Annotated in this window: 23 protein-coding genes and 1 riboswitch; of the genes, 11 read left to right on the top strand and 12 right to left on the bottom strand. The window is 75.4% G+C overall.

Features of this window, described 5'->3' with window-relative positions; genetic code table 11:
- Nucleotides 1–96 precede the first annotated feature (96 nt).
- A complete protein-coding gene (gene ilvA, locus ACI780_RS22810) occupies nt 97–1386 on the top strand; it encodes a threonine ammonia-lyase IlvA (protein ID WP_457005887.1) in 1290 nt (429 codons plus the stop codon).
- 6 nt (nt 1387–1392) lie between these two features.
- Here ilvA and ACI780_RS22805 read toward each other — a convergent pair whose 3' ends face one another.
- The gene (locus ACI780_RS22805; RefSeq protein ID WP_457005886.1) at nt 1393–3609 is read right to left on the bottom strand and encodes a SpoIIE family protein phosphatase; all 2217 of its coding nucleotides are present in this window, start codon (nt 3607–3609) and stop codon (nt 1393–1395) included.
- A gap of 10 nt (nt 3610–3619) precedes the next feature.
- Nucleotides 3620–3970: an STAS domain-containing protein gene (locus tag ACI780_RS22800; protein ID WP_456873139.1), complete on the bottom strand. Its 351-nt coding sequence runs from the start codon at nt 3968–3970 to the stop codon at nt 3620–3622.
- A 70-nt stretch (nt 3971–4040) separates the two neighbouring features.
- Here ACI780_RS22800 and ACI780_RS22795 point away from each other — a divergent pair, with 70 nt between their 5' ends.
- Entirely contained in the window at nt 4041–4469 is a 429-nt protein-coding gene (locus tag ACI780_RS22795; RefSeq protein ID WP_456873138.1) for an ATP-binding protein, read from the top strand.
- Between the two features lie 21 nt (nt 4470–4490).
- Here ACI780_RS22795 and ACI780_RS22790 read toward each other — a convergent pair whose 3' ends face one another.
- The 3 genes from ACI780_RS22790 to ACI780_RS22780 form a co-directional block, all read right to left on the bottom strand.
- On the bottom strand, nt 4491–5456 hold the full coding sequence (locus ACI780_RS22790; RefSeq protein WP_456873137.1) for a TIGR03557 family F420-dependent LLM class oxidoreductase: 966 nt from the start codon (nt 5454–5456) through the stop codon (nt 4491–4493).
- 107 nt (nt 5457–5563) lie between these two features.
- Nucleotides 5564–6454, bottom strand: coding sequence for an ester cyclase (locus ACI780_RS22785; RefSeq protein WP_457005885.1), 891 nt, complete (start codon nt 6452–6454; stop codon nt 5564–5566).
- A 73-nt stretch (nt 6455–6527) separates the two neighbouring features.
- Nucleotides 6528–8639 carry a hypothetical protein gene (locus ACI780_RS22780; RefSeq protein ID WP_457005884.1) on the bottom strand — a complete coding sequence of 704 codons (2112 nt, stop codon included), beginning with the start codon at nt 8637–8639 and terminating at the stop codon, nt 6528–6530.
- Between the two features lie 214 nt (nt 8640–8853).
- Here ACI780_RS22780 and ACI780_RS22775 point away from each other — a divergent pair, with 214 nt between their 5' ends.
- Together ACI780_RS22775 and ACI780_RS22770 are read left to right on the top strand one after the other, a co-directional pair.
- Entirely contained in the window at nt 8854–10011 is a 1158-nt protein-coding gene (locus ACI780_RS22775; RefSeq protein WP_457005883.1) for an RtcB family protein, read from the top strand.
- A gap of 98 nt (nt 10012–10109) precedes the next feature.
- Entirely contained in the window at nt 10110–11009 is a 900-nt protein-coding gene (locus tag ACI780_RS22770) for an SMP-30/gluconolactonase/LRE family protein (protein WP_457005882.1), read from the top strand.
- Nucleotides 11010–11012: 3 nt separating this feature from the next.
- On the opposite strand, the gene ACI780_RS22765 is transcribed toward ACI780_RS22770, so the two are convergent.
- From ACI780_RS22765 to ACI780_RS22755, 3 genes are all read right to left on the bottom strand, one after another.
- Entirely contained in the window at nt 11013–11306 is a 294-nt protein-coding gene (locus ACI780_RS22765) for a hypothetical protein (RefSeq protein WP_457005881.1), read from the bottom strand.
- A gap of 103 nt (nt 11307–11409) precedes the next feature.
- On the bottom strand, nt 11410–11694 hold the full coding sequence (locus tag ACI780_RS22760; protein WP_457005880.1) for a hypothetical protein: 285 nt from the start codon (nt 11692–11694) through the stop codon (nt 11410–11412).
- Nucleotides 11695–12119: 425 nt separating this feature from the next.
- Nucleotides 12120–12251: a hypothetical protein gene (locus tag ACI780_RS22755; RefSeq protein WP_457005879.1), complete on the bottom strand. Its 132-nt coding sequence runs from the start codon at nt 12249–12251 to the stop codon at nt 12120–12122.
- A gap of 374 nt (nt 12252–12625) precedes the next feature.
- Nucleotides 12626–12778, top strand: a riboswitch (cyclic di-AMP (ydaO/yuaA leader).
- Between the two features lie 12 nt (nt 12779–12790).
- Between ACI780_RS22755 and ACI780_RS22750 the strand changes: the two genes are divergently transcribed.
- The 3 genes from ACI780_RS22750 to ACI780_RS22740 all read left to right on the top strand — a co-directional run bounded on the left by ACI780_RS22750 (nt 12791) and on the right by ACI780_RS22740 (nt 15517).
- On the top strand, nt 12791–13309 hold the full coding sequence (locus ACI780_RS22750) for a C40 family peptidase (protein WP_456872935.1): 519 nt from the start codon (nt 12791–12793) through the stop codon (nt 13307–13309).
- 56 nt (nt 13310–13365) lie between these two features.
- Nucleotides 13366–14283 (top strand): carbohydrate kinase family protein, encoded by a 918-nt coding sequence (locus tag ACI780_RS22745; protein WP_457005878.1) that lies wholly within the window; start codon nt 13366–13368, stop codon nt 14281–14283.
- Between the two features lie 61 nt (nt 14284–14344).
- Nucleotides 14345–15517 (top strand): DUF222 domain-containing protein, encoded by a 1173-nt coding sequence (locus tag ACI780_RS22740; protein ID WP_457005877.1) that lies wholly within the window; start codon nt 14345–14347, stop codon nt 15515–15517.
- Between the two features lie 33 nt (nt 15518–15550).
- Here ACI780_RS22740 and ACI780_RS22735 read toward each other — a convergent pair whose 3' ends face one another.
- The 3 genes from ACI780_RS22735 to ACI780_RS22725 all read right to left on the bottom strand — a co-directional run bounded on the left by ACI780_RS22735 (nt 15551) and on the right by ACI780_RS22725 (nt 19849).
- On the bottom strand, nt 15551–15943 hold the full coding sequence (locus ACI780_RS22735) for a hypothetical protein (protein ID WP_457005876.1): 393 nt from the start codon (nt 15941–15943) through the stop codon (nt 15551–15553).
- Between the two features lie 221 nt (nt 15944–16164).
- The gene (locus tag ACI780_RS22730) at nt 16165–19440 is read right to left on the bottom strand and encodes a TM0106 family RecB-like putative nuclease (protein ID WP_457005875.1); all 3276 of its coding nucleotides are present in this window, start codon (nt 19438–19440) and stop codon (nt 16165–16167) included.
- A gap of 139 nt (nt 19441–19579) precedes the next feature.
- Nucleotides 19580–19849, bottom strand: coding sequence for a type II toxin-antitoxin system Phd/YefM family antitoxin (locus ACI780_RS22725; RefSeq protein WP_457005874.1), 270 nt, complete (start codon nt 19847–19849; stop codon nt 19580–19582).
- A 76-nt stretch (nt 19850–19925) separates the two neighbouring features.
- Here ACI780_RS22725 and ACI780_RS22720 point away from each other — a divergent pair, with 76 nt between their 5' ends.
- The 4 genes from ACI780_RS22720 (at nt 19926) to ACI780_RS22705 (ending at nt 23789) form a co-directional block, all read left to right on the top strand.
- A complete protein-coding gene (locus ACI780_RS22720; RefSeq protein WP_457005873.1) occupies nt 19926–21329 on the top strand; it encodes an ADP-ribosylglycohydrolase family protein in 1404 nt (467 codons plus the stop codon).
- A gap of 327 nt (nt 21330–21656) precedes the next feature.
- Nucleotides 21657–22286 carry a hypothetical protein gene (locus tag ACI780_RS22715; RefSeq protein ID WP_457005872.1) on the top strand — a complete coding sequence of 210 codons (630 nt, stop codon included), beginning with the start codon at nt 21657–21659 and terminating at the stop codon, nt 22284–22286.
- 85 nt (nt 22287–22371) lie between these two features.
- On the top strand, nt 22372–23052 hold the full coding sequence (locus ACI780_RS22710) for a helix-turn-helix domain-containing protein (protein ID WP_456872927.1): 681 nt from the start codon (nt 22372–22374) through the stop codon (nt 23050–23052).
- The gene (locus ACI780_RS22705) at nt 23049–23789 is read left to right on the top strand and encodes a hypothetical protein (protein WP_457005871.1); all 741 of its coding nucleotides are present in this window, start codon (nt 23049–23051) and stop codon (nt 23787–23789) included. Before ACI780_RS22710 ends, ACI780_RS22705 begins: the two co-directional genes overlap by 4 nt.
- Here ACI780_RS22705 and ACI780_RS22700 read toward each other — a convergent pair.
- On the bottom strand, nt 23786–23985 hold a 200-nt coding region (locus ACI780_RS22700; RefSeq protein ID WP_457005870.1), incomplete at its 5' end, for an integrase core domain-containing protein. The two genes, ACI780_RS22705 and ACI780_RS22700, sit on opposite strands and share 4 nt — an antisense overlap.

Raw genomic sequence — 23985 nt, 5'->3', positions numbered from 1 at the left:
GGGCGCCGCGGCGGCCGGGGGTGCTCGCCCCCGGGGGGGGGGCCCGCCCACGACTGCGCGCGGGAGCACCTGGCCCGGCAGGGAGGATGGACCGCCGTGAGCACCACCGTGGCACCGGAGCTGGCCCGCTTCCCCGCCGAGGTCCGCGACGCCGTCGGCCGGCTGGCCGGGGTCGCCGAGCGCACGCCGCTGCAGCGCAACGACCGTCTCTCCGCCCTCACCGGCGCCGACGTGTGGCTCAAGCGCGAGGACCTGCAGGTCGGCCGCTCCTACAAGGTCCGCGGTGCCTACAACACCATCAGCGGTCTGGACTCCGCTGCCCGCGCCGCCGGGGTGGTCTGCGCCAGCGCCGGCAACCACGGCCAGGGCGTCGCGCACGCCTGCCGGGTGCTCGGCGTCCGCGGCGCGGTGTTCGTGCCCGGGACCACCCCGCGGCAGAAGCGCGCCCGCATCCGCGCGCTCGGCGGGGACGTCGTCGACCTCGTCGTCACCGGCGACACCTACGACGACGCCGCCGCGGCCGCCGCCGCGCACGCCGCCGGCACCGGCGCGACGCTGGTGCCCGCGTTCGACGCGTGGCCGGTCGTCGTCGGGCAGGCGACGGTCGCCGTCGAGGTGCTCGAGCAGCTCGGGCGTGCCCCCGACGTCGTCGTCCTGCCGGTCGGCGGCGGCGGGCTGCTCGCCGGCTGCGGCACCTGGCTCGCGCAGGCGAGCCCGGACACCCGGCTGGTCGGCGTGGAGCCCGCCGGGGCGGCCGGCATGGCCGCCGCGCTCGCCGCCGGGGCACCGGTGGAACTGCCGGCGATCGACACCTTCGTCGACGGCGCGGCGGTGCGCCGGGCCGGCGACGTGACCTTCCCGCTCGTGCGCGACTGCGGCGCCGAGCTCGTCGCGGTGCCCGAGGGGCAGATCTGCACCGAGATGCTCGACCTCTACCAGGTCGACGGCGTCATCGCCGAGCCCGCCGGCGCCCTGGCCACCGCCGCGCTGACCGGCGGCACGGTGCGGGTCGAGCCCGGGCAGACCGTCGTGTGCCTGCTCTCCGGCGGCAACAACGACGTCAGCCGCTACGCCGAGGTCATCGAGCGGTCGCTGGTGCACCAGGGCCTCAAGCACTACTTCCTGGTGGAGTTCCCACAGGAGCCCGGCGCGCTGCGGCGCTTCCTCGACGACGTCCTGGGCCCCGACGACGACATCGTGCTGTTCGAGTACGTCAAGCGGGACGACCGGGAGACCGGCGCCGCGCTGACCGGCATCGAGCTCGGCAGCGCCGACACCCTCCCCGCGCTGCTGCAGCGGACCGCGGCCAGCCCGCTGCGGATCCAGCACCTCGACCCGGACTCCCCCGCCTACCGCTACCTCGTCCGCGGCGGGATCCCCGGCTGACCCGGCTCAGACGCGGGCGAGCCCGACCACGGTGACGTCGTCGGTGCCGGCCGGGTCGAGCGCGGCGACCACCGCATCGACGACCTCCTGCGGGTCGCCCTCGGCGGCGAGGGCCGCGTGCCGCAGCGCCTCGAGCCCGTCGGGGAGCGGGCGGTCGCGGCGCTCGACCAGGCCGTCGCTGTAGAGCAGCAGCCGCTCGCCGGCGCCCAGCCACAGCCGCGCCTGCGGGTACTCGGCGTCGTCGAGCAGTCCCAGCGCCGGGCCGCGGCCGTCGGTGACCAGCTCGGCCGAGCCGCCCGCGGCGTGCACGGCCGGCAGGTGCCCGGCGCTGGCCAGCGCCAGCTCGCCGCTGGCCGGCTCCACCCGGACCACCACGGCGGTGGCCATCTCCCCGGGCAGCAGCGCGGTGACCAGCCGGTTGAGCTCGGCCAGTGCGGCGGCCGGGCCCTCGTCGCGCAGCAGCGCGGCCCGCAGCGCGTGCCGCAGCTGCGCGGTCACCGACGCGGCGGGCAACCCGTGCCCGGCGACGTCACCGAGCACCACGGCCAGCCGCCCGCTGGGCAGCGGCACCAGGTCGTACCAGTCCCCGCCGACGACGTCGGCCTGACTGGGCCGGTACCGCGCGCCGAGCGCGACGCCGGGCACCTTCGGCAGCTCCTCGAGCAGCAGCGTGCGCTGCAGCGCGGCCGCCAGCCGGTCGTCCTCGCCGGCGCGGGCCAGCACCGCCTCGCCGAGGTGGCGGGCCAGCGCGCGGGCGGCGGCGACCTCGTGCCCGCGCCACGGCCGGGCGGTGCCGCGGACGGTCTCGGTCCAGCGGTCGAACGAGCGCCGCGGGGACAGCCGGCCGTCGGTGACCTTCGACGTGCGCGGGTCCCCGCCCCAGCTCACCTCGCGCGGCGTCTCCGGACGGAACCAGGCGAGGAAGTCCCCGCGCGCACCACCGACCTCGACGGCGAGCACGCCGCTCGCGTCGGCGGCGAGGTCACCGAGGTCGGGCAGGTCGAGGGTCAGCCGGTCGGTGACCCCGCCGGCGCGCAGCACCGCCGGCACGAACGCGGCGACCCGGTCGGCCGGGGGCGTCGTCCCGAGCAGGTGCAGCCGGCCGTCGAGCCGCACCGCGGCACCCGAGGCCGGCAGCAGGTCCAGCGCGGTCACCTCGCCGTCGACCAGGGCGGCGGCGGGCGCGCGCGGGCTGCGGCCGATCGCGCCGGCGAGGTCGGCCCCGCGGCGGGCCACGGCGACGGCGGCGTCGCGGTCGGCGGCCTCGACGGTGGTGTGCAGCAGCAGGGAGGCGGTGCGGCCGAGGAACTCCGCGGCGGTGCGGTCGGCCTGGGAGGGCCGGTGCGGGCCGCTGTAGGAGTGGCACGCCACCAGGCCCCACAGCGTCCCGCGGTCGACGAGCGAGACCGACATCGACGCGGTGACGCCCATGTTGGCCAGGTACTCCAGGTGCACCGGCGAGACGCTGCGCAGCACCGCGCCCGACAGGTCCAGCGGCGCCCCGGTGCCGGGCACGACCGGCGGCACGAGCGGCACCGGCGTGTAGCCGGCGTCGGGGATCAGCCGCAGCCAGTTCGTCGCGTACAGCGCCCGGGCCTGCGCGGGGATGTCCCCGGCCGGGTAGTGCAGGCCGAGGAAGGGCTCCAGGTCGGCCCGCCGGTCCTCGGCGACCACCTCGCCGTTCCAGTCGGCGTCGAAGCGGTAGACCATCACGCGGTCGAAGCCGGTCAGCGCGCGCACCTCGCGGGCGAGCACGCCGGTCAGCCCCTCGAGCGTGGTCGGGGCGGACAGCCGCTGCAGCACCCGCGGCAGCCGGCGGTGCCAGGCGGCGCCGGCCTGCCCGGCACCGGCGACCGGTTCCCACTCGGTGACCAGCAGGCCGCCGCTGCGGGAGAGCACCAGGTCGGCCTCCCGGCCGCCGGGGGCGACCCGCAGCGGGTCGGCCTCGGCGAGGTCGCCGGCCAGCGCGGTGCGCAGCCGGTCGAGCTCGGTGGGGGTCAGCAGGTCGGCCAGCGTCGCCCCGGCGGGGTCGGTGCCCAGGACGTCGGCGGCGTTGGCCGAGGCGACGACGACGGCGAGGTCGGGCTCGGTGACCGCGAGCAGCGCGCCGTGCGGCTGGATCGCGCCCGGGACGGAGATCGGCTCCTCCGCGCAGCGGGCGAGGGCGTCGCCGTCGACCAGCCGGCCGAGCGGGTCGGGTGCTGTCGCGGGCGGCCGGGTCACCCCGCCGACCCTACGACCCGACCTCCCCGTCGGTCAGGCTCGCCGACTCGACCACCGGCACCAGGCGCTGCAGCTCCAGCAGGTCGATGACCAGGCGGACGGCGTGGTTCTCCCGCGGGCACACCACTTGCAGGGCCGTGCCGGCCTCGGCCGCCTGGCGGGCGGCGCGGACGAGCTGGCGGGCGCCGGAGGAGTCCATGAACACGGTGTCGGTGAGGTCGATGACCAGGGAACGCGTCCCGGCGGCGAGCTCGGCGTCGACGCACTCGGCCAGTTGGGGCACCGTCGCGATGTCGAGCTCACCGCGTACCCTCAGCGCGGGTCGCCCGTGTCCCGCAGCGCGGTGGACGGCGAACTGCACGATCGGGCTCCCTCTGCCGCGGAAACGGACCCAGGGAGCGTAACGCGGCGTCGGAGAGGAGGCCCTCGGCGTGGACATCTCGTTCACCGTCCGGCTGCCCGTCGACGTCGACAGCGTGCCGTTCGTGCGGGGTCTGTGCCGCCAGGCGCTCGACCACCTGCACGTCGACCGGCCGGTGGTGGAGGAGACGACGCTGGCGCTCACCGAGGCCTGCGCCAACGTCGTCCAGCACGCCGGGGCACACGCCGAGTACGAGGTGTCGGTCGCGATCGACACCAGCCTGTGCCGGATCACGGTGGTCGACGACGGGTCCGGCTTCGACCGGGCCGAGGCCGAGAGCCGGGCCGGGCTCGACGGCGACGGCGGCGCGGGCGTGCGGCTCATGCAGGCGCTGGTCGACTCGCTCGACTTCCGCCGCGACGCCGAGGGCCGGCACCGGGTCAGCCTGGAGAAGCGGCTGTCCTCGCGCCCGTCGCTGCGGCTGCTCGACGGCGACTGACGCCCGCGCCGGCCGCCGTCGTCAGGACGCCTCGAGGTTCCTGACCTGGTCGAGGAGCCCACCGGCGCAGGCGTCGATGAAACCGTCGGGGTCCGGGCCGGCGTTCTGCAGCACGACGTGGTCGAAGCCGGCGTCGACGTAGGGCTGCACCTGCTGCAGGTGCTTCTCCGGGTCCGGGCCGCAGGAGAACTGCTGCCGGATGTCGTCGGGCTTCACCGTGGCGCTGGCGGCGTCGAAGTTCACCGGGTTGGGCAGCTCGCTCATGACCTTCCAGCCGGTGAGCGCCCAGCGGCTCTTCTCCAGGGCCTCCTGCACGGCGGACTCCTCGTCCTGCGCCCACGACATCGGCACCTCGGCGTAGCGCGGGCCGTCGCCGCCGGCGTCGCGGTAGGCGCCGACGAGGTCCTCGCGCGGCTCGGTGGCGAACAGCCCGTCGCCGTGCTCGGCGGCCAGCCGGCTGGCGTTGCGCCCGCCGCTGGCCACGGCGATCACCGGCAGCCGGTCGGGCAGGTCGAAGACCCGGGCGTCCTCCAACTGCAGGTGCCTGCCCTCGTAGGTCTGGTAGCCGCCCTGCCACAGCAGCTTGATGATCTCCAACGCCTCGGTGAGCATCTGGTGGCGCACGTGCACGGCCGGCCACCCCTGGCCGACGACGTGCTCGTTGAGCCGCTCACCGGCGCCGACGCCGAGGGTGAAGCGGTTGTCCGAGAGGATCTGCACCGTCGCCGCGGCCTGCGCGATGACCGCCGGGTGGTAACGGATGATCGGGCAGGTCACGCCGGTGACCAGGCCGATCCGCTCGGTCCGCGCCGCCATCGCGCCCAGCAGCGACCAGGTGAACGCGCTGTGCCCCTGGGCGTCGAGCCACGGGTGGAAGTGGTCGCTCATCTCGACGAAGTCGAAGCCGGCCTCCTCGGCCCGCACGGTCTGGCGGATGACCTCCTGCGGCCCGAAGGCCTCGGTGGCGAGCTTCAGTCCGACCTGCATGTCCTCGTCCTCCCTGTGGGGCCGCTCCCCCACCGGGCTGCCCGACGGCGGCGGAACGGAAACGGCACGCCGGGGTCCGCCACGGGAGCGACGCCCTCTGGTGGCCCTCACAGGTAGGAGGACACGCGGACCTCGCCGCCGCAGCGGCAGGCGGCGGTCGCGGCGCCGGCGGGGAAGCGGACCCGGCCGCCGCAGCCGGGACACCGGGCCCACTGCGCGTTGAGCCGGTGCGGCACCCAGATGCCGGTGAAGCCGCCGGTGCCGAACCCGTCGTCGACCCGTGCCACGGCGTCCCGGTGCGGCCGGGCCGCGGCGACCGCGCGCTCCGCCGCCTCGGGGCTCGTCCAGGCGGTGAAGGTGTGCCCGCGGCCGGAGCTGTTGGTGGCCACGATCCCCAGGAAGTCCGGGTCGGCGGCGAGGGCCTCGATGATCGCACCGGTGCGGGCGTTGAGCTCGTCCTCCTCCCCGTCGCGCACCGCGATGGTGGTCATCGCGAGGGCGCCGGGGACCTGCGTGCGGCCGAGCTCGGTCCGGGCGGAGAACCCGAACCGCAGCGGGGGCGCGTCTCCGGGGACGACCAGCGCGCGCAGCCCGAGCTGCTCGACGAGGGTCTTCTGGTCGAAGTACCCGACGACGCTGGTGATGCCGGCGTCGTCGACGGTGATGACGTCGACCCCGGGCAGGTCGCACCGGGCTCCGGTCGGCTGCGGCAGGCCCGGCATCGGGCCGGTGTTGGTGCCCTGCAGGCGCCACCGGGCGAACACCCGGTTCCCGTCGACGGCGAGGTCCTCGCCGGCGAAGACGAGGTCGGGGAAGGCGGCGACGAGGCCGGCCACCAGCCCGGGGACCGCCGTCCGGGGCAGCGGCGCCGGCAGTGTGGGGTCGAGGTAGGTGCCGTCCTCGGCGAAGCAGGCGGCGACCTCCTCACCGTCGTGGGCGTTCCAGGCACGGGTGTAGCGCTCCGCCGTCTCGGCGGCCAGCAGCGACGTCGGGACCATGTGTCTCTCCCCTCGAGTCCGACGCCGGGAACGGTGCCGCCGGGCGGTGCCCACCCACCAGCCCGCCGACTGCTCACCCCTGCCCACCGGTGCCCGCCCGGCCGCGGCACGCCGCGGACCGGGCGTCGAGCTCCTGCTGCCACAGCCGCGCGGCGACCCGCTGCACGCCCCGGGCGAGGTGGCGCCGATAGGTGCTGAAGGGGACGCCGAGCAGCTCCGCGGCACGCTCCTGGGTGGGTGCCGGCCGCACGTACGTCCGGTCGACGGCGCGGTACAGCTTGTCGCCGTCCGGTTCCCGGCGCAGGGCGTCGACCGCATCTCCGACGACGTCGACGAGCCGGTCCACCGCCGGCTCGTGGCCCCGGACCAGCCGGGAGCCGAGCAGCGGGTTGCCGGCGAGGGCCTCCGGCCGCGGCAGGCAGCGCAGGGCCGCCCGCACCGCCGCGGTGAAGGCGGCCTCGTCCAGGAGCGGCGCGGGCAGGGGTGCGGCCGCCGCCGGGTCGAAGGAGCCGCCGACGAGGCGCTGGGCCATCACGTTGAACCACGCCCGCACCGACCGTGCCCGCCAGTCGTGGGCGAACAGGGTCTCGCGGCGCCCGCCGACCTCGGCGTCCACGGCCCGGGGGTGGTCGACGTGCGCGAAGTGGGGGGCCCACAGGTCGGCGTCGCGGAACGTGCAGAAGGTCCACGCCGCGCCGTCGGCGACCCAGCCCGCCGAGGTGCGCACCGACATGAGCGTGGTGACCGGCGAGGGGCGTTCGTGTCGGTCGGGGTCCTCGAGGAACCGCGTGATGCCGATCCGCTCTCCCGGGCCGACCGGTCCGGCGCGGTCGGTGTGCGCCCACGCGGCGGCCACCACGGGGTCGGCACGGACCTCCTCCTCGTCGCGGGTGTCGAGGAGCAGCCAGGCGCCCACGGCGACCGGCTCGGTGCGGCCGGCCGGGCGGTACACCCGGAAGGCGTCGGGCCGGCGGGCGAGCCAGAAGCGCGCCACGGCCGCGCTCGCGGGTCCCTCGGCGCGCTCGACGAGCGCGACCAGCCCGTCCGTCTCGCCCGGACGCGGCCGGTCCTCCCACACGGAGTCGGTGTCCTCGCACGGCAGGTAGGCGGCGAAGGACGGCTCGCTGCGCTGCAGGTAGTACAGCTCGTGCACGGCTCGGAGCAGCTCGGTGCCGCGGCTGCGCAGGATCCGCCCCACCACGTGCCGGCGCACCCGCCAGTTGAGCTCGACGTGCGCCCGCGGGTCGCGCCAGCGGAGGTCGGCGTCGACGACCTCGCGCACCAGCTCGTGCGGGTGCAGTCCCGAGCGCCCCTGGGTGACGAAGGACAGACCGCGCAGCCAGGTGAACAGCGCGCCGGCGTCGTCCACGTCGAGGGCGACGCGCAGCAGCTCCTCGGTGGTCGACTCGGCGTGCGCGCACACCTGCAGGGCACGGCGGTGGTCCGGGCTCGGGACGGTGCTGACGAACCGCTCCACCAGCCGCGCGACGACGTCGGCCGCGCCCGCCTCCCAGCCGTCCCCGACGGCGTCGAGCTCGGCGGCCAGGGCCAGCGCCAGCGGGTGACCGCGACCGAAGGCCAGGACCCGGTCGTGCCGCTCCGGCGGGAGGCCGCGGGCGGTGAGGAACGCCCGCGCCTCGTCGGCAGACAGCGGATCGAGGGGCAGCACGCGGGCGAGGCCGTGCCAGCCGGGGTCGGCGGTCCACCCGGCCGCCGGGCGGTCCCGGCTGGCGACGACGACCAGCGCGTCCCCCGGCAGCCGCGGCAGCAGCGACTCCCGGATCCAGGGGTCGAGCGGGGCCAGCCGCTCGTAGGTGTCGACGAGCAGGACCGGTCGCGGCCCCTCGGCGAGCGCGGTGACCGGGTCGGCGTCGTCGGGCAGGTGCAGCGCCTGCCGCAGGGCGGCCTCGACACCCTCCGACGAGACCGGCACGTCGCGGCCGTCGAGGCGCAGTACCCGGCAGCCGTCACGGCGCGCGGTGTCGGCGTACCGGTCCAGCAGCGCGGACTTCCCGATGCCGCCGGGACCCCACAGGTACAGCAGCGCGACGGCGGCCCCGTCGTCGGACAGGGCGGCGCGGAAGACCGCGAGCTCCCGCGCCCGCCCGGTGAACAGCCGCTCGCGCTCCCGGCGCAGGCGCTCGCCGAGCGTGGTGCCCCGTGAGCGGTCGGGGGACCCGTCCATGCGCCCGTCGCCTCGCTCGTCCCGGTCACGGCTGGGGAGGACGACGCTACCGGCGGTGACCGCGCCTCCCAAGCCGTTTCCCCGCCGGGGCGCCGGGGTCCGCCGGGCGCCGGCCGGGTAACCCGCTCGCGGCGCGCGAGCCCAGCGCGTTCACTGCACCGGCCCACCGACGCACCGCGGGGACCGGGCCCCGCGCAGGAGGAGAGAAAGGACCATGGAGCAGATCAGCGAACGCCTGCTCAACTGGGCGTCGATCCTCGAACCGGCCACCCGGGAGCAGGCGCAGCGCACCGCCTCGATGCCGTTCGTCCACCCGCACCTGGCGCTCATGCCCGACGCCCACCTGGGGCTGGGGGCCACGGTCGGCTCGGTGATCCCCACCGACGGCGCGATCATCCCCGCCGCGGTCGGGGTCGACATCGGCTGCGGGATGATGGCCGTCCGCACCCAGTTCACCGGCGACGACGTCCGCGGCCGGAACCTGGCGGTGCTGCACGAGCAGATCGCGCGGGCGGTCCCGCTGTCGGCCGGCCGCTACAACCGGAAGCTCCGCGACACCGCGGCGGCGCGCGCGGAGGAGCTGCGGGCGATGCCCGGGGCCGACCAGGCCGACGGCGCCGCGCCGAACTGGCCGCTGCAGCTGGGGTCGCTGGGGTCGGGCAACCACTTCATCGAGGTCTCCCTCGACGAGGCCGACCGGGTGTGGCTGTTCCTGCACTCCGGCTCGCGCGGGGTGGGCAACCGGCTCGCCCAGCGGCACATCCGGGTGGCGCGGGACCGCTGCGCCGGGATGGACCTGCCCGACCGGGACCTGGCCTACCTCGAGGAGGGCGAGCCGGCGTTCGACGCCTACATCGAGGCGCTGCACTGGGCGCAGCGGTTCGCCGCGCTCAACCGCGAGGAGATGATGGACCGCGTCGCCGAGCAGCTGTCGCGGTTCCTCACCGAGGAGGTCCGGCGCGAGCAGGTGGTGCAGTGCCACCACAACTCCACCGAGCGGGAGACCCACGCCGGCCGCGAGGTGTGGCTGTCGCGCAAGGGCGCGATCTCCGCACGGGCCGGCCAGTGGGGGCTGATCCCGGGGTCGATGGGTGCGGCGTCCTACGTCGTCGTCGGCCGGGGGAACCTCGAGTCGCTGACATCGGCGCCGCACGGGGCCGGCCGGGCGTTCTCGCGGACCGCCGCGCGCAAGCAGTTCAGCCGGGCCGACCTCGACCGGCGGATGGCGGGCATCGCCTGGGGCCGCTCGGACGCGTTCCTCGACGAGCACCCCGATGCCTACAAGAGCATCGACGTCGTCATGGCCGACGCCGCCGACCTGGTGGAGATCCGGCACACGCTGCGCCAGGTGGTCAACGTCAAGGGCGACTGAGTCCTCCCCGGACGCTCGTGCTCTGCCCCCCGTGCGGGGGCAGAGCACGAGCGCGCCGGACGGCTGTGGCGCCCGTCCTCGGGCCCTAGGGTCCGCTCATGGCCGAGCGCGAGATCAGGACGGTGCTGACCGGAGGCGGGTTCTTCGAGGGCCCGCGCTGGCACGACGGCACGTGGTGGGTGTCGGACTTCTACCGGCAGACGGTGAGCCGGGTGACCGCCGACGGTCAGGAGACCGTGCAGTTCGAGGTCCCCGGGCAGCCGTCGGGCCTGGGTTGGCTGCCCGACGGGTCCCTGGTCGTCGTCTCCATGAAGACCCGCGAGCTGCTCCGGTGGGACGGCTCGTCGCTGACGCCCCACGCCGACCTCTCGGAGCACTGCGGCGGGCACCTCAACGACCTCGTGGTCGACGACGCCGGGCACGTGTTCGTCGGGGACTTCGGCTTCGACCTCATGGGCGGCGGCGCGCCGACCACCGCGTCGATCAAGCGGGTGGACCCCGACGGGACGGTGTCCGTGGCCGCCGAGGGGCTGCAGTTCCCCAACGGCACGGTCATCACCCCGGACGGCGGCACGCTCGTCGTCGGGGAGACCCTCGGCAACCGCTACACCGCGTTCGACCTGGCGCCCGACGGCTCGCTGACCAACCGCCGGGTGTGGGCCTCCCTCGGCCCCGAGGTCACCGGGCGGAGCACCGAAGAGGTGCTCGGACAGCTCGCCGTCGCACCCGACGGCTGCGCCCTCGACGCCGAGGGCCGCATCTGGGCGGCCGACGGCGTGGGCGGTCGCGTCGTGCGGGTGGCCGAGGGCGGCGAGATCGTCGACGCCGTCGCCGCACCCGAGGGGCTGGGCGTGTTCGCCTGCATGCTCGGCGGCGACGACGGCCGGACGCTGCTGATGTGCGCGGCGCCGGACTTCTACGAGCACAACCGCGCGCCGGTGCGCGAGGCGGTGCTGCTGGCCACGGAGGTCGACGTCCCCCACGCCGGCCGCCCCTGACGCTCAGCCGCCGGTGACGGCGCGGGAGGTCCGGCTGCGGTGGACCGCGCGCGGGGGGCGCATGCCCAGGTCGGTGAGGATCCGCCCGGCCCGGCGCCGGCGCTCGCGGGCGCGCTCGCGCAGCAGGGCGCCGAGCGCGGCGTTGACCGACCGGTCCGCGCGGCGCTCGAGGAACTCCGCCGTCGCGAGGTGGGTCGCCGCCCGCCGCAGTGCCTCCACGTGCTCGATCCGCTCGTGCGGTCGACGGTCCGCCGCACCCCCGCCGGTCCTCATGGTGGTCGTCGTGGTCTCGGACATGCGCTCCTCGCCCCCTCGGTGGTCCCGCACCCGTGACGACGCCGTGCCACGGCGGGCATGACGCGGACTCCGGGAGCCAGGGCGGGAGGACCGGGAGGAGGGCTCAGGGGCAGGACTCCTCGAGCTTGACGACACCGAGGTCGATGGCCCCCTCGACGTTCCCGGTGACCTGCTGGCCGGCCGGGATGTTCTGGGTGCAGACCTTCCAGTTGGCGTCGAGGACCTGACTGCGGCTGCCCAGCAGGTCGTGGGACAGGCTCAGGAAGACGCCGTTGGTCTGGATCAGGTCCTGGGCGTCCTGCAGGGTCAGGCCGACGACCGCGGGCATGGAGAAGTCGACGACCGGCGCGGCCTGGGTCGTGGACTCCGGTGCGGGGGTCGGTGCCACGGCGGCATCGGAGGTCGGGGGCGCAGCGGGCACGGTCGAGGTGGGCGTCTCCGGGGCGGACGGCACCGAGGACGAGGACGACGGCGTCGCGGCAGTGGGCGCGGCCTCGTCCTCACTCCCGCAGGCGGCGGTCAGGAGCCCGACGGAGAGCAGGACCACGAGCCCGGCGGACCGGCGGTAGGAGGGGACGGACCGGTTCATGGGACACCCCGTGTGTTCGTTGCGGACGGGCACCGACGGCCCTCCCGAAGGCAGAGCAGCGGTGCCCCGATGGGACGCCGGCCAACGTCACACGTCCTCGGCCCGACACCGGGATTCGCGAGGACCGAGTCGTCTCGGAACGGCGACAACCGATCCCATGGACCCCGGACGCACCACGCCCCCCGGCCCGGACGCAGGACGGGGGGCGTGAGGAGCGGAGTGGGTCAGTAGGCGCGGCCGCTCGTCCCGCCCTTCTTGTTCTTGCTCTGGTAGTCGCGGATGAACTGCTTGATCTTGGCCTGGTTCTGCGGCTTCTGGAGCTCCTGCACCACCTTGGCGGCGACACCCGAAGCCACGAGCTTCCTCAACATCCCCACGGGGTCCTCCTCATGTCGGTTGCCTGTCGGGTGCCCCGTCAACGTGCGGTGCAACCCTGGGGATCCCGGCGGCTGCGCTCCCCGCGCGTGGCGGGCCGTTGACGGCGTGTGCGGACGCACCGCCACGTCCTTTCTCGTCCCGCCCGGCGTGTCGGCGACGGCGCGTCGCCGGGAGGACGGCGGCGGCACGTGCGTCCGTGCAGGTCGGAGCCGGTGTCCCGCCGTGCGGCCGGTGTCAAGTCCCGGGAGCCGGTCCGGGCGTGGCGGGCCCCCGGTCCGGTTGAGGGGCCCGGGACCCCTCCCTACCGTCGTCGCGGTCCGGCCAGGGTCCTCCGTCACGCCCTGTGTGACACCCGCCGGACACGCCGAACCGGGCACCGGCACGAGAGCCGGTACCCGGGCCGGGGACCCACCGCAGTCCTGGGGTGGAGCGCGATCCGTCGCGCCGGGCGACTCCCCCGTCCGAACCCGTCAGCTAACCCGGTAGGCGGCCGTGGAGAACAGGAGAACCGTCGTCGATGACGACTGCACGCACGTCCACCACCCGCCGCTCGTTCCGCGGCATCGCCGTCGCCGCCATCGCCGGAGCCGGCATCGTCCTCTCACCTCTCCCGGCCTCGGCGAACTCGGGTGGTGGTGGGACGGCGACCGCGACCGTGGCCGCCGCGCCGGCGGTCGCCCCCAACGCCGCGGCCCAGGTCGCCGTGGACACCGCGCTCGCCCAGGTCGGTGACCCCTACGTCTACGGCGCCACCGGCCCGAACGCCTTCGACTGCTCGGGCCTGACCAGCTACTCCTACGCGGCGGCCGGGATCTCGATCCCGCGCACCTCGAAGCTCCAGTCGACCTTCGGCACCGCGGTGGCCAAGTCCGACCTGCAGCCGGGTGACCTGGTCTTCTTCTACAGCCCGGTGTCGCACGTGGGCATGTACATCGGCAACGGCCAGATGGTCCACGCCTCGACCGCTGGCAAGCCGGTCGCCGTCGTCGACCTCGACTCGATGCCGAGCTACGCGGGCGCCCGCCGCGTCGCCTGACGCACCTCAGGCAGGGTGCCCCGGCCGGCCTCCCCGGCCGGGGCACCCTGGTCGCCGTGGACGACGAGGACGGCCCGCGATGGCCCCGCCGCGCCGGCTCCGGCCCGGTCGTGGCGGTGGGCAAGCTGGTTGCCGACCAGATGCTCGAGCTCAGTGAGCCGCTGCGGGCGGGGAGCCAGCAGCGGGTGGTGCGGACGACGACGGCGGGCGGGGCGCCGGCCAACGTCACGGCGACCCTGACCCGGCTCGGCACCCCGGCGCGGCTGACCGGGTGGGCTGGGGCGGACCCGCTCGCCGACACGCTGCTCGCCGGCCTGGCCGCGCGGGGCGTGCAGACGGCGGTGGTCCGCCGCGGCCGGGCGCCGCTGTCGACGGTCCTCGTCCACCCCGACGGCGAGCGGACGCCGCTCACCGACCGGGGTGAGGGCGGCCTGACACCGGACGACGTCCGCGCCGGGTGGCTCGCCGACGCCGCCGTCGTCCACCTGGACGGCTACGACCTGCTGCGCTTCCCGGACGCGCTGGTGGCCGTTGCCTCCCTCGCGCGCGACGCCGGGGTACCGGTCAGCGTCGACGTCGCGGCCGCGGCGCGGATCGAACGGCACGGGGTCGCGGCCTACCGCGGGCTGCTCGCCGGGCTGCGGGCGGACCTGCTGTTCTGCAACGCCGCCGAGGCCGCGGTGCTGGGGCTGCTCGGCGACCTGCCCGCGGAGGCGCCGCCGCTGGCCGTGGTGCACGCCGGCGCACACCCCACCCGGGTGCTCACACGGGCGGGTACGTGGCAGGTGCCGGTGGCGCCGCTGCCCGCGGGGCGGCTGCGCGACACGACCGGCTGCGGGGACGCCCTCGCCGCCGGGGTGCTGGCCGGGTGGCGAGGCGGGGCGCCGGTGCTCGACGCGGTCCGGACCGGGCACGCGGCGGCCGCGGTGGTCGCCGGCGTGCTCGGCGGCCAGCCACCGCCACGTCCGTCGTGAACCTGGCTCTGACCTGCGGTTTCGTCTTGCGCAGTGCTTCGGTTGACGGTAGACTTCGATCATGTGTTCGAGCGATGCCGCCGACGGTGACTCGCTCGACGACGTCGCCGCGCTGGTTGCTGAGCGGAACCGGATCGACGCCGCACTGGCCCGCCGGGTGCGGGCGGCGGAGCTGTCCCAGGCGCCCGAACGCGACGGGCTGAAGTCGATGACGTCATGGCTGTGTGGGCACTGCCGGCTCTCGCCGGCGGCCGCTACCCGGTTGGTGGGCAACGGGCGGGCGCTGGAGCACCTGCCCGCCCTGGCCGAGGCGCACGAAGCAGGCTGGGTGACCGCCGAGCAGGTCACCGAGGCAGCTCGGGTCGTCACTCCCGAGCGGCTGGCCGCTGCGACCGCGCGGGGCGTCGACCTGGGTGCGATCGACGCGGCACTGACGCAGGTGGCCCTCGACTGCGACCACCGCGACCTGGCCGGCGTGGTGCAGCGGTATCTCGACGCGCTGGATCCCGACGGTCCCGAGCCGGATCCGACCGAGGACCGGTCGCTGACGGTGGCCAAGCACGCCGACGGATCCCTGAGCGGCCGCTTCCACCTCGACGCGGTCGGTGGGGAGAAGCTGCAGGCGGCGCTGGAGGCGCACGTGCAAGCCGACCGGCCCGCCGGCGACCAGCGCACCCGCGCACAGCGGCAAGGTGACGCGCTGGTGCAGCTGTGCGACAACGCCCTGGCCTCCGGTGCATTGCCGGTGCTGCGGACGGTCAAGCCACACGTGGCCGTGCGGGTCGACCTCGACGACCTGGCCGACCCGGCGGCCGGCGCAGGCAGTGCCCCCATGGGGTTCGGCGCGGTCATCTCCGCCGCTCGGGCCCGCTGGCTGGCCTGCGACGGCCAGGTCACCCGCATCGTCATCGGCCCGGAAGGCCAGCCGCTCGACGTCGGCCGCACCAAGCGGGTGGTCACCCCGGCCATCCGCAAGGCCGTCGAACTCCGCGACGGCGGCTGCGTCTTCGCCGGCTGTGACGCGCCGACCCACTGGGCCGACGTGCACCACCTGGTGCACTGGATCGACGGTGGCGAGACCTCACTCGACAACTCCGCGTTGCTGTGCGAGCGGCACCACACCAAGGTCCACCACGGCTTCCGCGTCGAGCGACAACCCGACGGCCGATGGCACACCTACCGACCCGATGGCAGCGAGATCACCGTTCCCACCCCACTGGCACCCGCGGCCTGATGTCCCCGCACGTCGATCGCGGGACCGCGGGGCTCACATCCCGCAGACCGACTCGGCCACCATCGCCACGAACTCGTGCGCCTGGTCGTCGGACACGGACGGGAAGAGCCGCTCCACGCCCTCGGACATCCGGAACTGGTCGTACTCCGGCTGCCCGAGGCGGACGCAGATCCCCTCGGCGAGGACCCAGCCGGTGTGCGGGTCCAGCGGGATGCCGATGCGCTGCACCGCGTCGACGAACTCCTGGGGGACGTCCGGCGCGGGCGCGGGCGCCTCGGCGGTCGTCGTCGGGGCGGGTGCCGTCACCGGCAGGCTGCTCGGCGGCGTGCTCGCCACGGGGGTCGCCACCGCCTGCTCCGCGGTGGCCGCGTCCTCGGCGCCGTCCCACGACGCGAGGAGCAGCGCCGTGGCGACCGCGACGACCACCAGAGCGCTGACGGCGGCCAGGAGCGCGGGCCTACGGCGGTCCGCTCGCGCCGGGCGGTGGGCGTGCCGGTGCCGGTCAGGAGGGACGGGGTGGTCGGTCATGGAAGCGGACCCCCGGAACTCGACGACGTCGCGGGTGCCTCCGTCGGCCCGGGGGGCACCCGTGCGAGGCGGCGGAGCCTACGCGCCGGGAGCCCGCTCCGGACCCCTCGCGGACCCGGTCAGACCTGCGCCATCTCGGCCAGCCGGCACATCGCGTTGACCTGCCGCAGCTGCTCCGGCGTCCGCACCGCGGCGTCGAGCAGCAGCGGGCTCATCACCACCACCGCCAGCGCCTTCGCCCGCGACACCGCCACGTTGAGCCGGTTGAGGTCGTAGAGGAACGACACCCCGCGCGGCGCCTCCTCGGCCGACGTCGACGTCGTCGAGTAGACGACCACCGGCGCCTCCTGCCCCTGGAACCGGTCGACCGTGCCCACCCGCGCGCCGTCGGGCAGCTGCGCGCGGATCTGCGCGACCTGGTTGTTGTACGGCGCGACGACGAGCACGTCGTCCGGGCCGATCGGCCGCTCCGCGCCCTCGTGATCCACCCAGCCGACGCCCTGCAGCGACCGCCAGACGGCGGCCACCTCGGCCGCCTCCTCCGCCGACGATGCCGCGCACGCGACCGGGTGCTGCACGAACCGCACCGCCAGCCCCGAGCCGGACACCAGCCCGCCCGGGCGCACCGTGATCCGCTCGCGCAGCGGCGCCGACTTCAGCCGGCCCTCGTAGGCGAGGTCGGACACGAACGCGGTCAGCGCCGGGTGCATCCGGTAGGTCCGGTCGAGGAAGACGCCGCGACCGACCGGCACGGTCGGGTGGCCCTCGAGCAGGTGCTCCAGCGCCGAGAGTCCGGAGTCGCCGGGGTGCACGCCCTGGGTCGGCTGGGCCAGCTGCTGCGGGTCACCCAGGAGCACGAGGGAACGGGCCGCCCGCGCCACCGCCACGGCGTTGGCCAGCGAGAACTGCCCCGCCTCGTCGACGACGAGCACGTCCACGGCCTCGGCGAGGTCGGGCTGCGTCCAGAACCACGCCGTCCCGCCGACCAGCGACACGTCACCGTCGACCAGCCGCGAGGCGACCTCCTTGCCGTCCTTCGACCACTCCACGCCCGGCGCGCCGCAGGCCTGCTTCTCCTCGCACTTCTGCAGCGCCGGCCGGCCGACGGCGGACAGCACGTTGCCGATGACGGCGTGCGAGGTGGCCGTGACGCCGACCTTCTTGCCCGCGTCGAGCAGCTCCCGGATCAGCCGCGACGCCGCCCGCGTCTTGCCGCTGCCGGGCGGACCCTGCACGGCGAGCACCTCGCCGTCGAGCCGCAGCCCGAGCCGGACGACGGCGTCACCGGCCTCCTCCCCCGGCAGCCGCCGGCAGTCGGCCGGCACCCGCCGCTCGAGCAGCGCCTGGCCGAGGCAGTCGCGACCGGCCAGCACGTCCTCGGCCGTCTCGGCGATCGCCGCCCGCATGCCCTTGTCGTCGATCGGCCCGCTCGGCCCGAGCCCGCGGGCGGCCACCGGCGGCTTCGCCGTCTTGACCACGACCCGCCCCGCGACGGCGTCGAGCGCGACGACGGTGCCCACGCTGACCCGCTGGTCGACGTCCACCGCACTGGACCCGACCGAGAGCTTCGTGTCCTGCGGCGGGAACCGGTACTCGTACAGCTTCGACCGCTTCTCCTGCCCGACCTCCACCGGCGCGGTCAGCCGGCCGAGCGCGGTGCCGTCCTCGACCAGGGCGGTGTCGTCGAGGTCGGCGCGGGCGAAGAACTCCCACCATCCCGGGCGCGCCTCGCGGCGGTGCCACTGCACGAGGTCGGCGAGCAGGTCGGAGCCGGCCGCCTGCAGCCGCTCGACCAGCGCGAGCTCCTCGGCCTCGGCCTCCGACCGCGGCGCGGGGCCGGTGGCCTCGGGCAGCATCGGCCGCGGCTGTCCGCCGTAGAGCCGCTCGAGCTCCGCGCGCTGCTCCTCGAGCCAGTCGTGCAGCTCGCGGGTCGAGTCGACGTCGTCCTTGTTGTAGTCCTCGATCGCCTGCAGCCGCTTCGGGTCCCGGTCGGCCAGCCACTGCTCGTAGGCGATGACGCTGCCCATGGCGTCGGCGACGTCGCCGGTGTGCTCGCGGCCGTAGAACGCCTCGACCTTCTTGATCGAGTACGAGCCCTTGCTGATCCGCATCGACTGCTTGACCACCGGATAGAGGTCGACGAACCGCTCGGCGCGCAGCAGCTGGTCGAGCTCGGCCTCGCGGACGCCGTATCGGCCGGTGAGCCGCTTGAGCGCGCTGACCTCGTAGGCGGCGTAGTGGTAGACGTGCATGCCGGGGTCGGCGCGCCAGGCGTCGAGGACGAGGTCGACCAGGTCGCACACCATCTGCTTCTCGGCGGCGGGGTCGTGCGCCCACAGCGCGGTGAAGCCGCCGTCGCGGTCCCCGATCCCGGCGAGGTACTCCAGGCCCGCGCCGTCGGCGGAGTGCGGATCGCCCTCGAAGTCGAGGTAGAGGTCGCCCGGGCTGGGCTGCGGCAGCCGGAGCAGGCCGGTCGGGCCCGACGGCGGCAGCAGGGTGCGGCTCGGGACGCCGGTGCGCCGCTCGTCGAGCTGCTGGCGCGCCTGCTCCTGCAGCCGGGTGCGGGTGGCCGCGCCGATGCGGGCGGCCTGCAGCGTCTCCGGGTCGGCGCCGGCGAGCTGCTCGAGGGTGGTGATGCCGGCGGCGCGCAGCGCCTCGCGCGTGTCCTTGCGCATGCCGGCGACGAGGGAGAGGTCGTCGGCGGCCAGCAGCTCGGCGTCGCACCGCGGCTTCCAGGCGCACTGGCTGCAGTAGCTGACCGGCACGGGCCCGGTGGCCGGCGGGTCGGCGAGGAAGGCGGTGAGGGTCGCGCGGGCGCGGCGGGCGTAGGCGGCGACGTCGACCAGCCGCCACGGATTGCTGACGCCGTCGCCGGTGATCACGCAGACGCGGTCGGGCTGCCGGCCCTGGAGGACGGCGAGCCGCTCGGCATAGGTGGCCATCTGCAGCAGGGCGGGCACCTTGACGCGGCGGGCGAGCTTGGCGTCGGCGACCTCGTAGGACCACTCGCCCAGGTCCGACGGCGTGGCCACCTTGAGCAGGAAGTCGGCCGCGCCGCCCCAGACGCCGTCGAAGAACGACGCCTGCGAGATGACGTCGACGCCGGCGCGCATCGCCTGCAGGGTCATCGCCTCGGCCTCGCGGCGGCCGGCGACGTCGAGCCGCGGCGGGATGCGGACGACGCTGCGGCCCTCCGCCTCGAGCACGTCGAGGTAGGCGAGCTCGTGCGCGGTGCCGAGGTCGGCGATGAGTGCGGCGTGGTCGTCAGGACCCTCGGCGAGCGGGCGGAGCCGGCCGTCGGCGACGGCGAGCTCGAGCGTCGTCACGTGCGGGCAGGCCTGGTGGCGGGTCAGGTCGGAGGGGCTCAGGACCAGGGAGCCGTCGGAGCGGTACATCGGGACGGGACGGTCTCACGTGTACGCCGGGATCGGGTCGCTCCGCGCCGGTCCCGCGCGCCTTTGTCGCGCTGTTGGTACCCGGGGGACGGCGGGGGTCGCAACACCCGGCCGAGCCCACACGCAGCGGGCGGGCGCGTCACTCGGGGAGACCGAGCTCGGCCCTCAGCTCGCCTGCCGCTGCGACGCGCCCCTCGCGCTGGTCGGCACGGGCGACCTCGACGTCGGCGCGGACGTCGGGCTGCGACAGCCAGAGGATCGTCTCGTGCAGCGAGTCCAGATCCGCCGTGGCCATCAGGACGGCGATCTCGCGACCGTCCCGGGTGATCATCACCGTCTCGTGCCTCGACTCGACAGCCTCGACCAGCGCACACAGCTGTTCCTGAGCCTCGTCCAGCGGGATGGTCACCACATTGCCGAGTCTGCCGGAGGTCAGGGGGGCAGCCCCACGGGCATCGCTCTCGTCGTCGCGCAGACTGGCGCATGTGACACGGGGACTGCACCGCTCGCACCGGGTGGCCGGCGCGCTCGTCGGGGCGGCGGTGGGCGACGCGCTCGGGGCGCCGTTCGAGTTCGGCCCGCCCGGCGCGTTCTCCGCCCGCTTCCCCGGTCCTGCGCGCGGGTCGCTGACCGAGATGTGCGGTGGCGGGTCACTGGGGTGGGAGCCGGGCGAGTTCACCGACGACACCCAGATGGCGCTGCTGGTGGCCGCCTCCCTCGTCGAGCGGGACGGGCTGGACGAGGCCGATCTCTTCGACCGGTTCGCGGCCTGGGCGGCCGCCGGCCCGCCGGACATCGGGGTGCAGACCCGGGCGGTGTTCGACTCGGGCCTGCCCTGGGACCGCGCGGCGGCCGACCACTTCGCCCGCACCGGACGGGCGGCGGGCAACGGCTCGCTGATGCGCACGACGCCGGCGGCGATCTGGTCCAGCCGGTTCGGCACCGCGGCGACCGTGGACGCGGCCCGGCGGATCTCGGCGCTCACCCACGGCGACCCGGCGGCCGGCGAGGGCTGCGCCGTCCTCCACGAGCTGCTGCGGGTGGCACTCGACGGCGGCGACCCGCTGGCCGCCGTCCCCACCGCCCTCGGGCTCGTGGCACCCGAGCACCGGGACCGGTGGGCGACCGTGCTGGCACCCGACTGGGAGCCGTCGATGGCGACGGAGTCCAACGGTGCGGTGTGGCCGACGCTCGGGCAGGCGCTGTGGGCGCTGCGGCACGGCAAGGACTTCGCCGAGGTGCTGCGGCTGGTGGTCGACCTCGGCGGGGACACCGACACCGTGGCGTGCGTGGCCGGCGGGCTGGCCGGTGCGGTGTACGGGATGGGCGGCATCCCGATGCGGTGGGCCTCGGTCGTGCACGGCCGGGTGCCCGGCCACGGCGACCGGGTGTGGCGGCTGCCTGAGCTGCTGGCGCTGGCCGCCGCGCTCGACGGCAAGGAGTTCTTCCAGGCCGAGACGGGGGTGATCCCGCGGATAGGCCCGGCGGAGGTGCTGCCGGGCATCTGGGCGGGGAACCTCGACGGCGCCCGCTACAGCGACGAGGACTTCGCCGTCATCAGCCTGTGCCGGCTCGCCGAGCCGTTCCCGCACACGCTGCACCGGAGCGCCTACATCGCCGACAACGACCACAACGTCGACGTCGACGTGGTGCTGGCCGACGTCCTCGACGACCTCGCCGCGCTGCACGCCGAGGGCCACCGCGTGCTCGTGCACTGCCACGGCGGCGCCTCGCGCACCGGGCTGGTGCTGCGCGGCTGGCTGGTGCGCGAACAGGGGATGTCGGTGGAGGAGGCGACGGCGCACGTCGCCGAGCGGTGGCCCTACCTCGGACTGTGGAACGACAGCTTCACCGCCGCGCTGGAGCGACTGGCCGCCCGCCGGGACTGATCCGGTCGCTGTCGCCCCATCGGGCGACCCGCTCCCGCGACGACCGGTCGGATAGCGATACTCCGTCGGCTCGAACCGTTAGACGAGAGGACCGCACGGATGTCCCAGCCGGCAGACGACGGCCGGTACGGGGCACACCGGCCCGCACCCGACGGTCCCGCGCCGTGGGCGACACCGTCGCAGGCGGCACCGTGGAGTGCGGCCGGTCCGCCCGCGTGGGGTCCGCCGCCCGGCCCACCGGTGGGCCCACCCGGACCGCCGCCGGGCTGGGGTCCGCCGCCTTCCGGGCCGCGCTACTCGGCCCTCGGGATCGTCATCGCTGCCGGGGTGCTGCTGCTGGTCGTGACGGCCGTCGTCCGCAGCATCACGGCCTCCTCGGAGGGGTCGACCGAGCCCACGGCGACGGTCGCCGAGGCTCCCGCGACGTCCGTGCCCGCCGTTCCCCCGACGGACACGGAGGCGCCGGCGCCGACGGAGGAGCCTCCCGGGTTCGGGGACGGCACCTACCTGGTCGGCACCGACGTCCAGCCGGGGCGGTACCGGACCGACGGCACGAGTACTTGCTACTGGGAGCGGCTGAGCGACCTGACCGGCGAGTTCGAGGCGATCCTCGCCAACGACAACGTGTCCGGGCAGACCTACGTCGAGATCCTGCCGACGGATGTGGCGTTCTCCACCGACGACTGCGGCCGGTGGGAACCGGCGGCCTTCGACGGGCCCGACGTCAGCGGCGGCTTCGGCGACGGCGTGTATCTGGTCAACGCGGACATCCAGCCCGGCACGTACGTCTCCACCGGGAGCTCGGGCTGCTACTGGGAGCGGCTGAGCGACCTCACCGGCGAGTTCGAGGCGATCCTCGCCAACGACAACCCGTCCGGGCAGACCTACGTCGAGATCCTCCCGACCGACGTCGCCTTCTCCACCGACGACTGCGGGACCTGGAGCCGCGTCGGCTGAGGTCGAGCGGCGTGTCGGTCGGCCGCACGGGGTCGGCGTTGCAGAATTGATGCGCTAGCGCGTCATTTCTGCAGCGGAGGCAGCCGTGCTGACGGTCGACCAGGCGGCAACCCGTCTCGGCGTGAGCCCGCAGGAAGTACGCCGGCTCGTCCGGACCGGGACACTGCCGGCGGAGCGGGTGGGCCGCACCCTCGTCCTCACGGAGGACGCGGTCGACGAGCGCGCCCGGCTCACCGTGACCCCTGGCCGTGTCCTGTCCGCCCCGGTCGCGTGGGCGACGCTCTGGGAGCTGTCCGGTGAGGGTGCTCCCTGGGTGGACAGGGCGGCGAGTTCGCGGCTGCGAGGGCGGCTCCAGGCCTCCGACGCCGAGCAGGTGGTCGCGGCCGTCCGCGACCGCGCCGACCGGTACGACCTGCGGGTCCTGCCGGCCTACCGGGACCGGGTGCTGGCCGCTGAGGGAGTCCTCGCCTCCGGGATCACCGCGGCCGACGCCGTCGGGGCGGACGTCGTCGCCGCCGGCGCCCGTGCGGAGCTGTACTGCACGGCGCGGACGCTCGGCGACCTCCGCCGCGACCTGGGTCTGTCCGACCGCGGGGAGCCGAACCTCCTCGTCCGCGTCCCCCGGTTCGGCGACCTGCCGCTGGGCGGCCGGGACCACATGCCGGCCGCCGTCGTCGCCGTCGACCTGGCCGAGTCGGCCGACGTGCGCACCCGCCGGGCGGGGCTGGACCTGCTGACCGCGGCCCTGGCCACCTTCCGCGGGTGAGCGCCCCGCGGGAGGTCGTGCTGCCGCCGCTCACCGGGGCGCTCGACCGGTTGTGGGACCTCGTCCTCGACCTGGCCGGACGGTTGGACCCGTCGGGATGGGTCCTCGTGGGCGGCCAGATGGTCATGCTGCACGGCCTGGCCGCCGCCCGGACGCCCACACGCGCCAGCCAGGACGTCGACCTGCTCGCCGATCTCCTCACCGACCCGGCCGGCCTGAGCCGGTGCGTGCAGGCGGTGCGCCAACTCGACCTGGAGCCCCAACCGGACAGCTCCGGCAAGGTCTACCGCTTCCGCCGGGGAACGGACGGTGCCGTCGTCGACGTCCTGGCTCCCGACCACTCCCTACCGCGCTGGTCCCTGCGCACGGCGGCGGGTGGCGAGACGATCCGCATCGAGGGTGGCCACCAGGCGCTGGAACGAGCCGTCCGGCTGACCGTCGTCAAGGGAGCCAGGTCGGCGGTCGTACCGGTGCCGGACGTCCTCGGCGCCCTGGTGCTCAAGGCCGCCGCGTGGACGGCCGACAACCGTGACCGAGGACGGCACAGCGGCGACGCGGCGTTCCTGACCAGTCTCGTGTCCGACCCGCTCGCCGAACGCGCCCGCTTCGTCGGCAGCGACCGCAAGCGGCTCCGGCGCCTCGACGCGGTGCTCGGTGATCCCGACGCGGCCGAGTGGCGAGCGCTGGGCGACGCGGCGGAGGACGGCTACGCCACCTGGCGACTGCTGCTCGGCTAGCTGTACTGACCGGGGAGGTTGGTCAGGCGGCTGATGGGTGGATGGCCGCCGATGCCGGTGTGGGGCCGGTGGTGGTTGTAGGCGTGCAGCCAACCAGGAAAGGCCGCGCGGCGGTCGGCCTCGCTGGTGAACAGCTGGGCGAAGGCCCATTCGCTGGTCATGGTGCGGTTGAACCGTTCGACCTTGCCGTTGGTTT

The sequence above is a fragment of the Geodermatophilus sp. SYSU D00814 genome (assembly GCF_054050055.1).
This window is presented reverse-complemented; position numbering and strand designations above follow the sequence as displayed.

Coding starts and splice junctions, on each gene's coding strand:
- ACI780_RS22740 (WP_457005877.1), top strand. CDS start 14,345: ATGTGTTCGAGCGATGCCGCCGACGGTGACTCGCTCGACGACGTCGCC.
- ACI780_RS22765 (WP_457005881.1), bottom strand. CDS start 11,306: ATGTCCGAGACCACGACGACCACCATGAGGACCGGCGGGGGTGCGGCG.
- ACI780_RS22780 (WP_457005884.1), bottom strand. CDS start 8,639: ATGGACGGGTCCCCCGACCGCTCACGGGGCACCACGCTCGGCGAGCGC.
- ACI780_RS22750 (WP_456872935.1), top strand. CDS start 12,791: ATGACGACTGCACGCACGTCCACCACCCGCCGCTCGTTCCGCGGCATC.
- ACI780_RS22775 (WP_457005883.1), top strand. CDS start 8,854: ATGGAGCAGATCAGCGAACGCCTGCTCAACTGGGCGTCGATCCTCGAA.
- ACI780_RS22785 (WP_457005885.1), bottom strand. CDS start 6,454: ATGGTCCCGACGTCGCTGCTGGCCGCCGAGACGGCGGAGCGCTACACC.
- ACI780_RS22770 (WP_457005882.1), top strand. CDS start 10,110: ATGGCCGAGCGCGAGATCAGGACGGTGCTGACCGGAGGCGGGTTCTTC.
- ACI780_RS22730 (WP_457005875.1), bottom strand. CDS start 19,440: ATGTACCGCTCCGACGGCTCCCTGGTCCTGAGCCCCTCCGACCTGACC.
- ACI780_RS22790 (WP_456873137.1), bottom strand. CDS start 5,456: ATGCAGGTCGGACTGAAGCTCGCCACCGAGGCCTTCGGGCCGCAGGAG.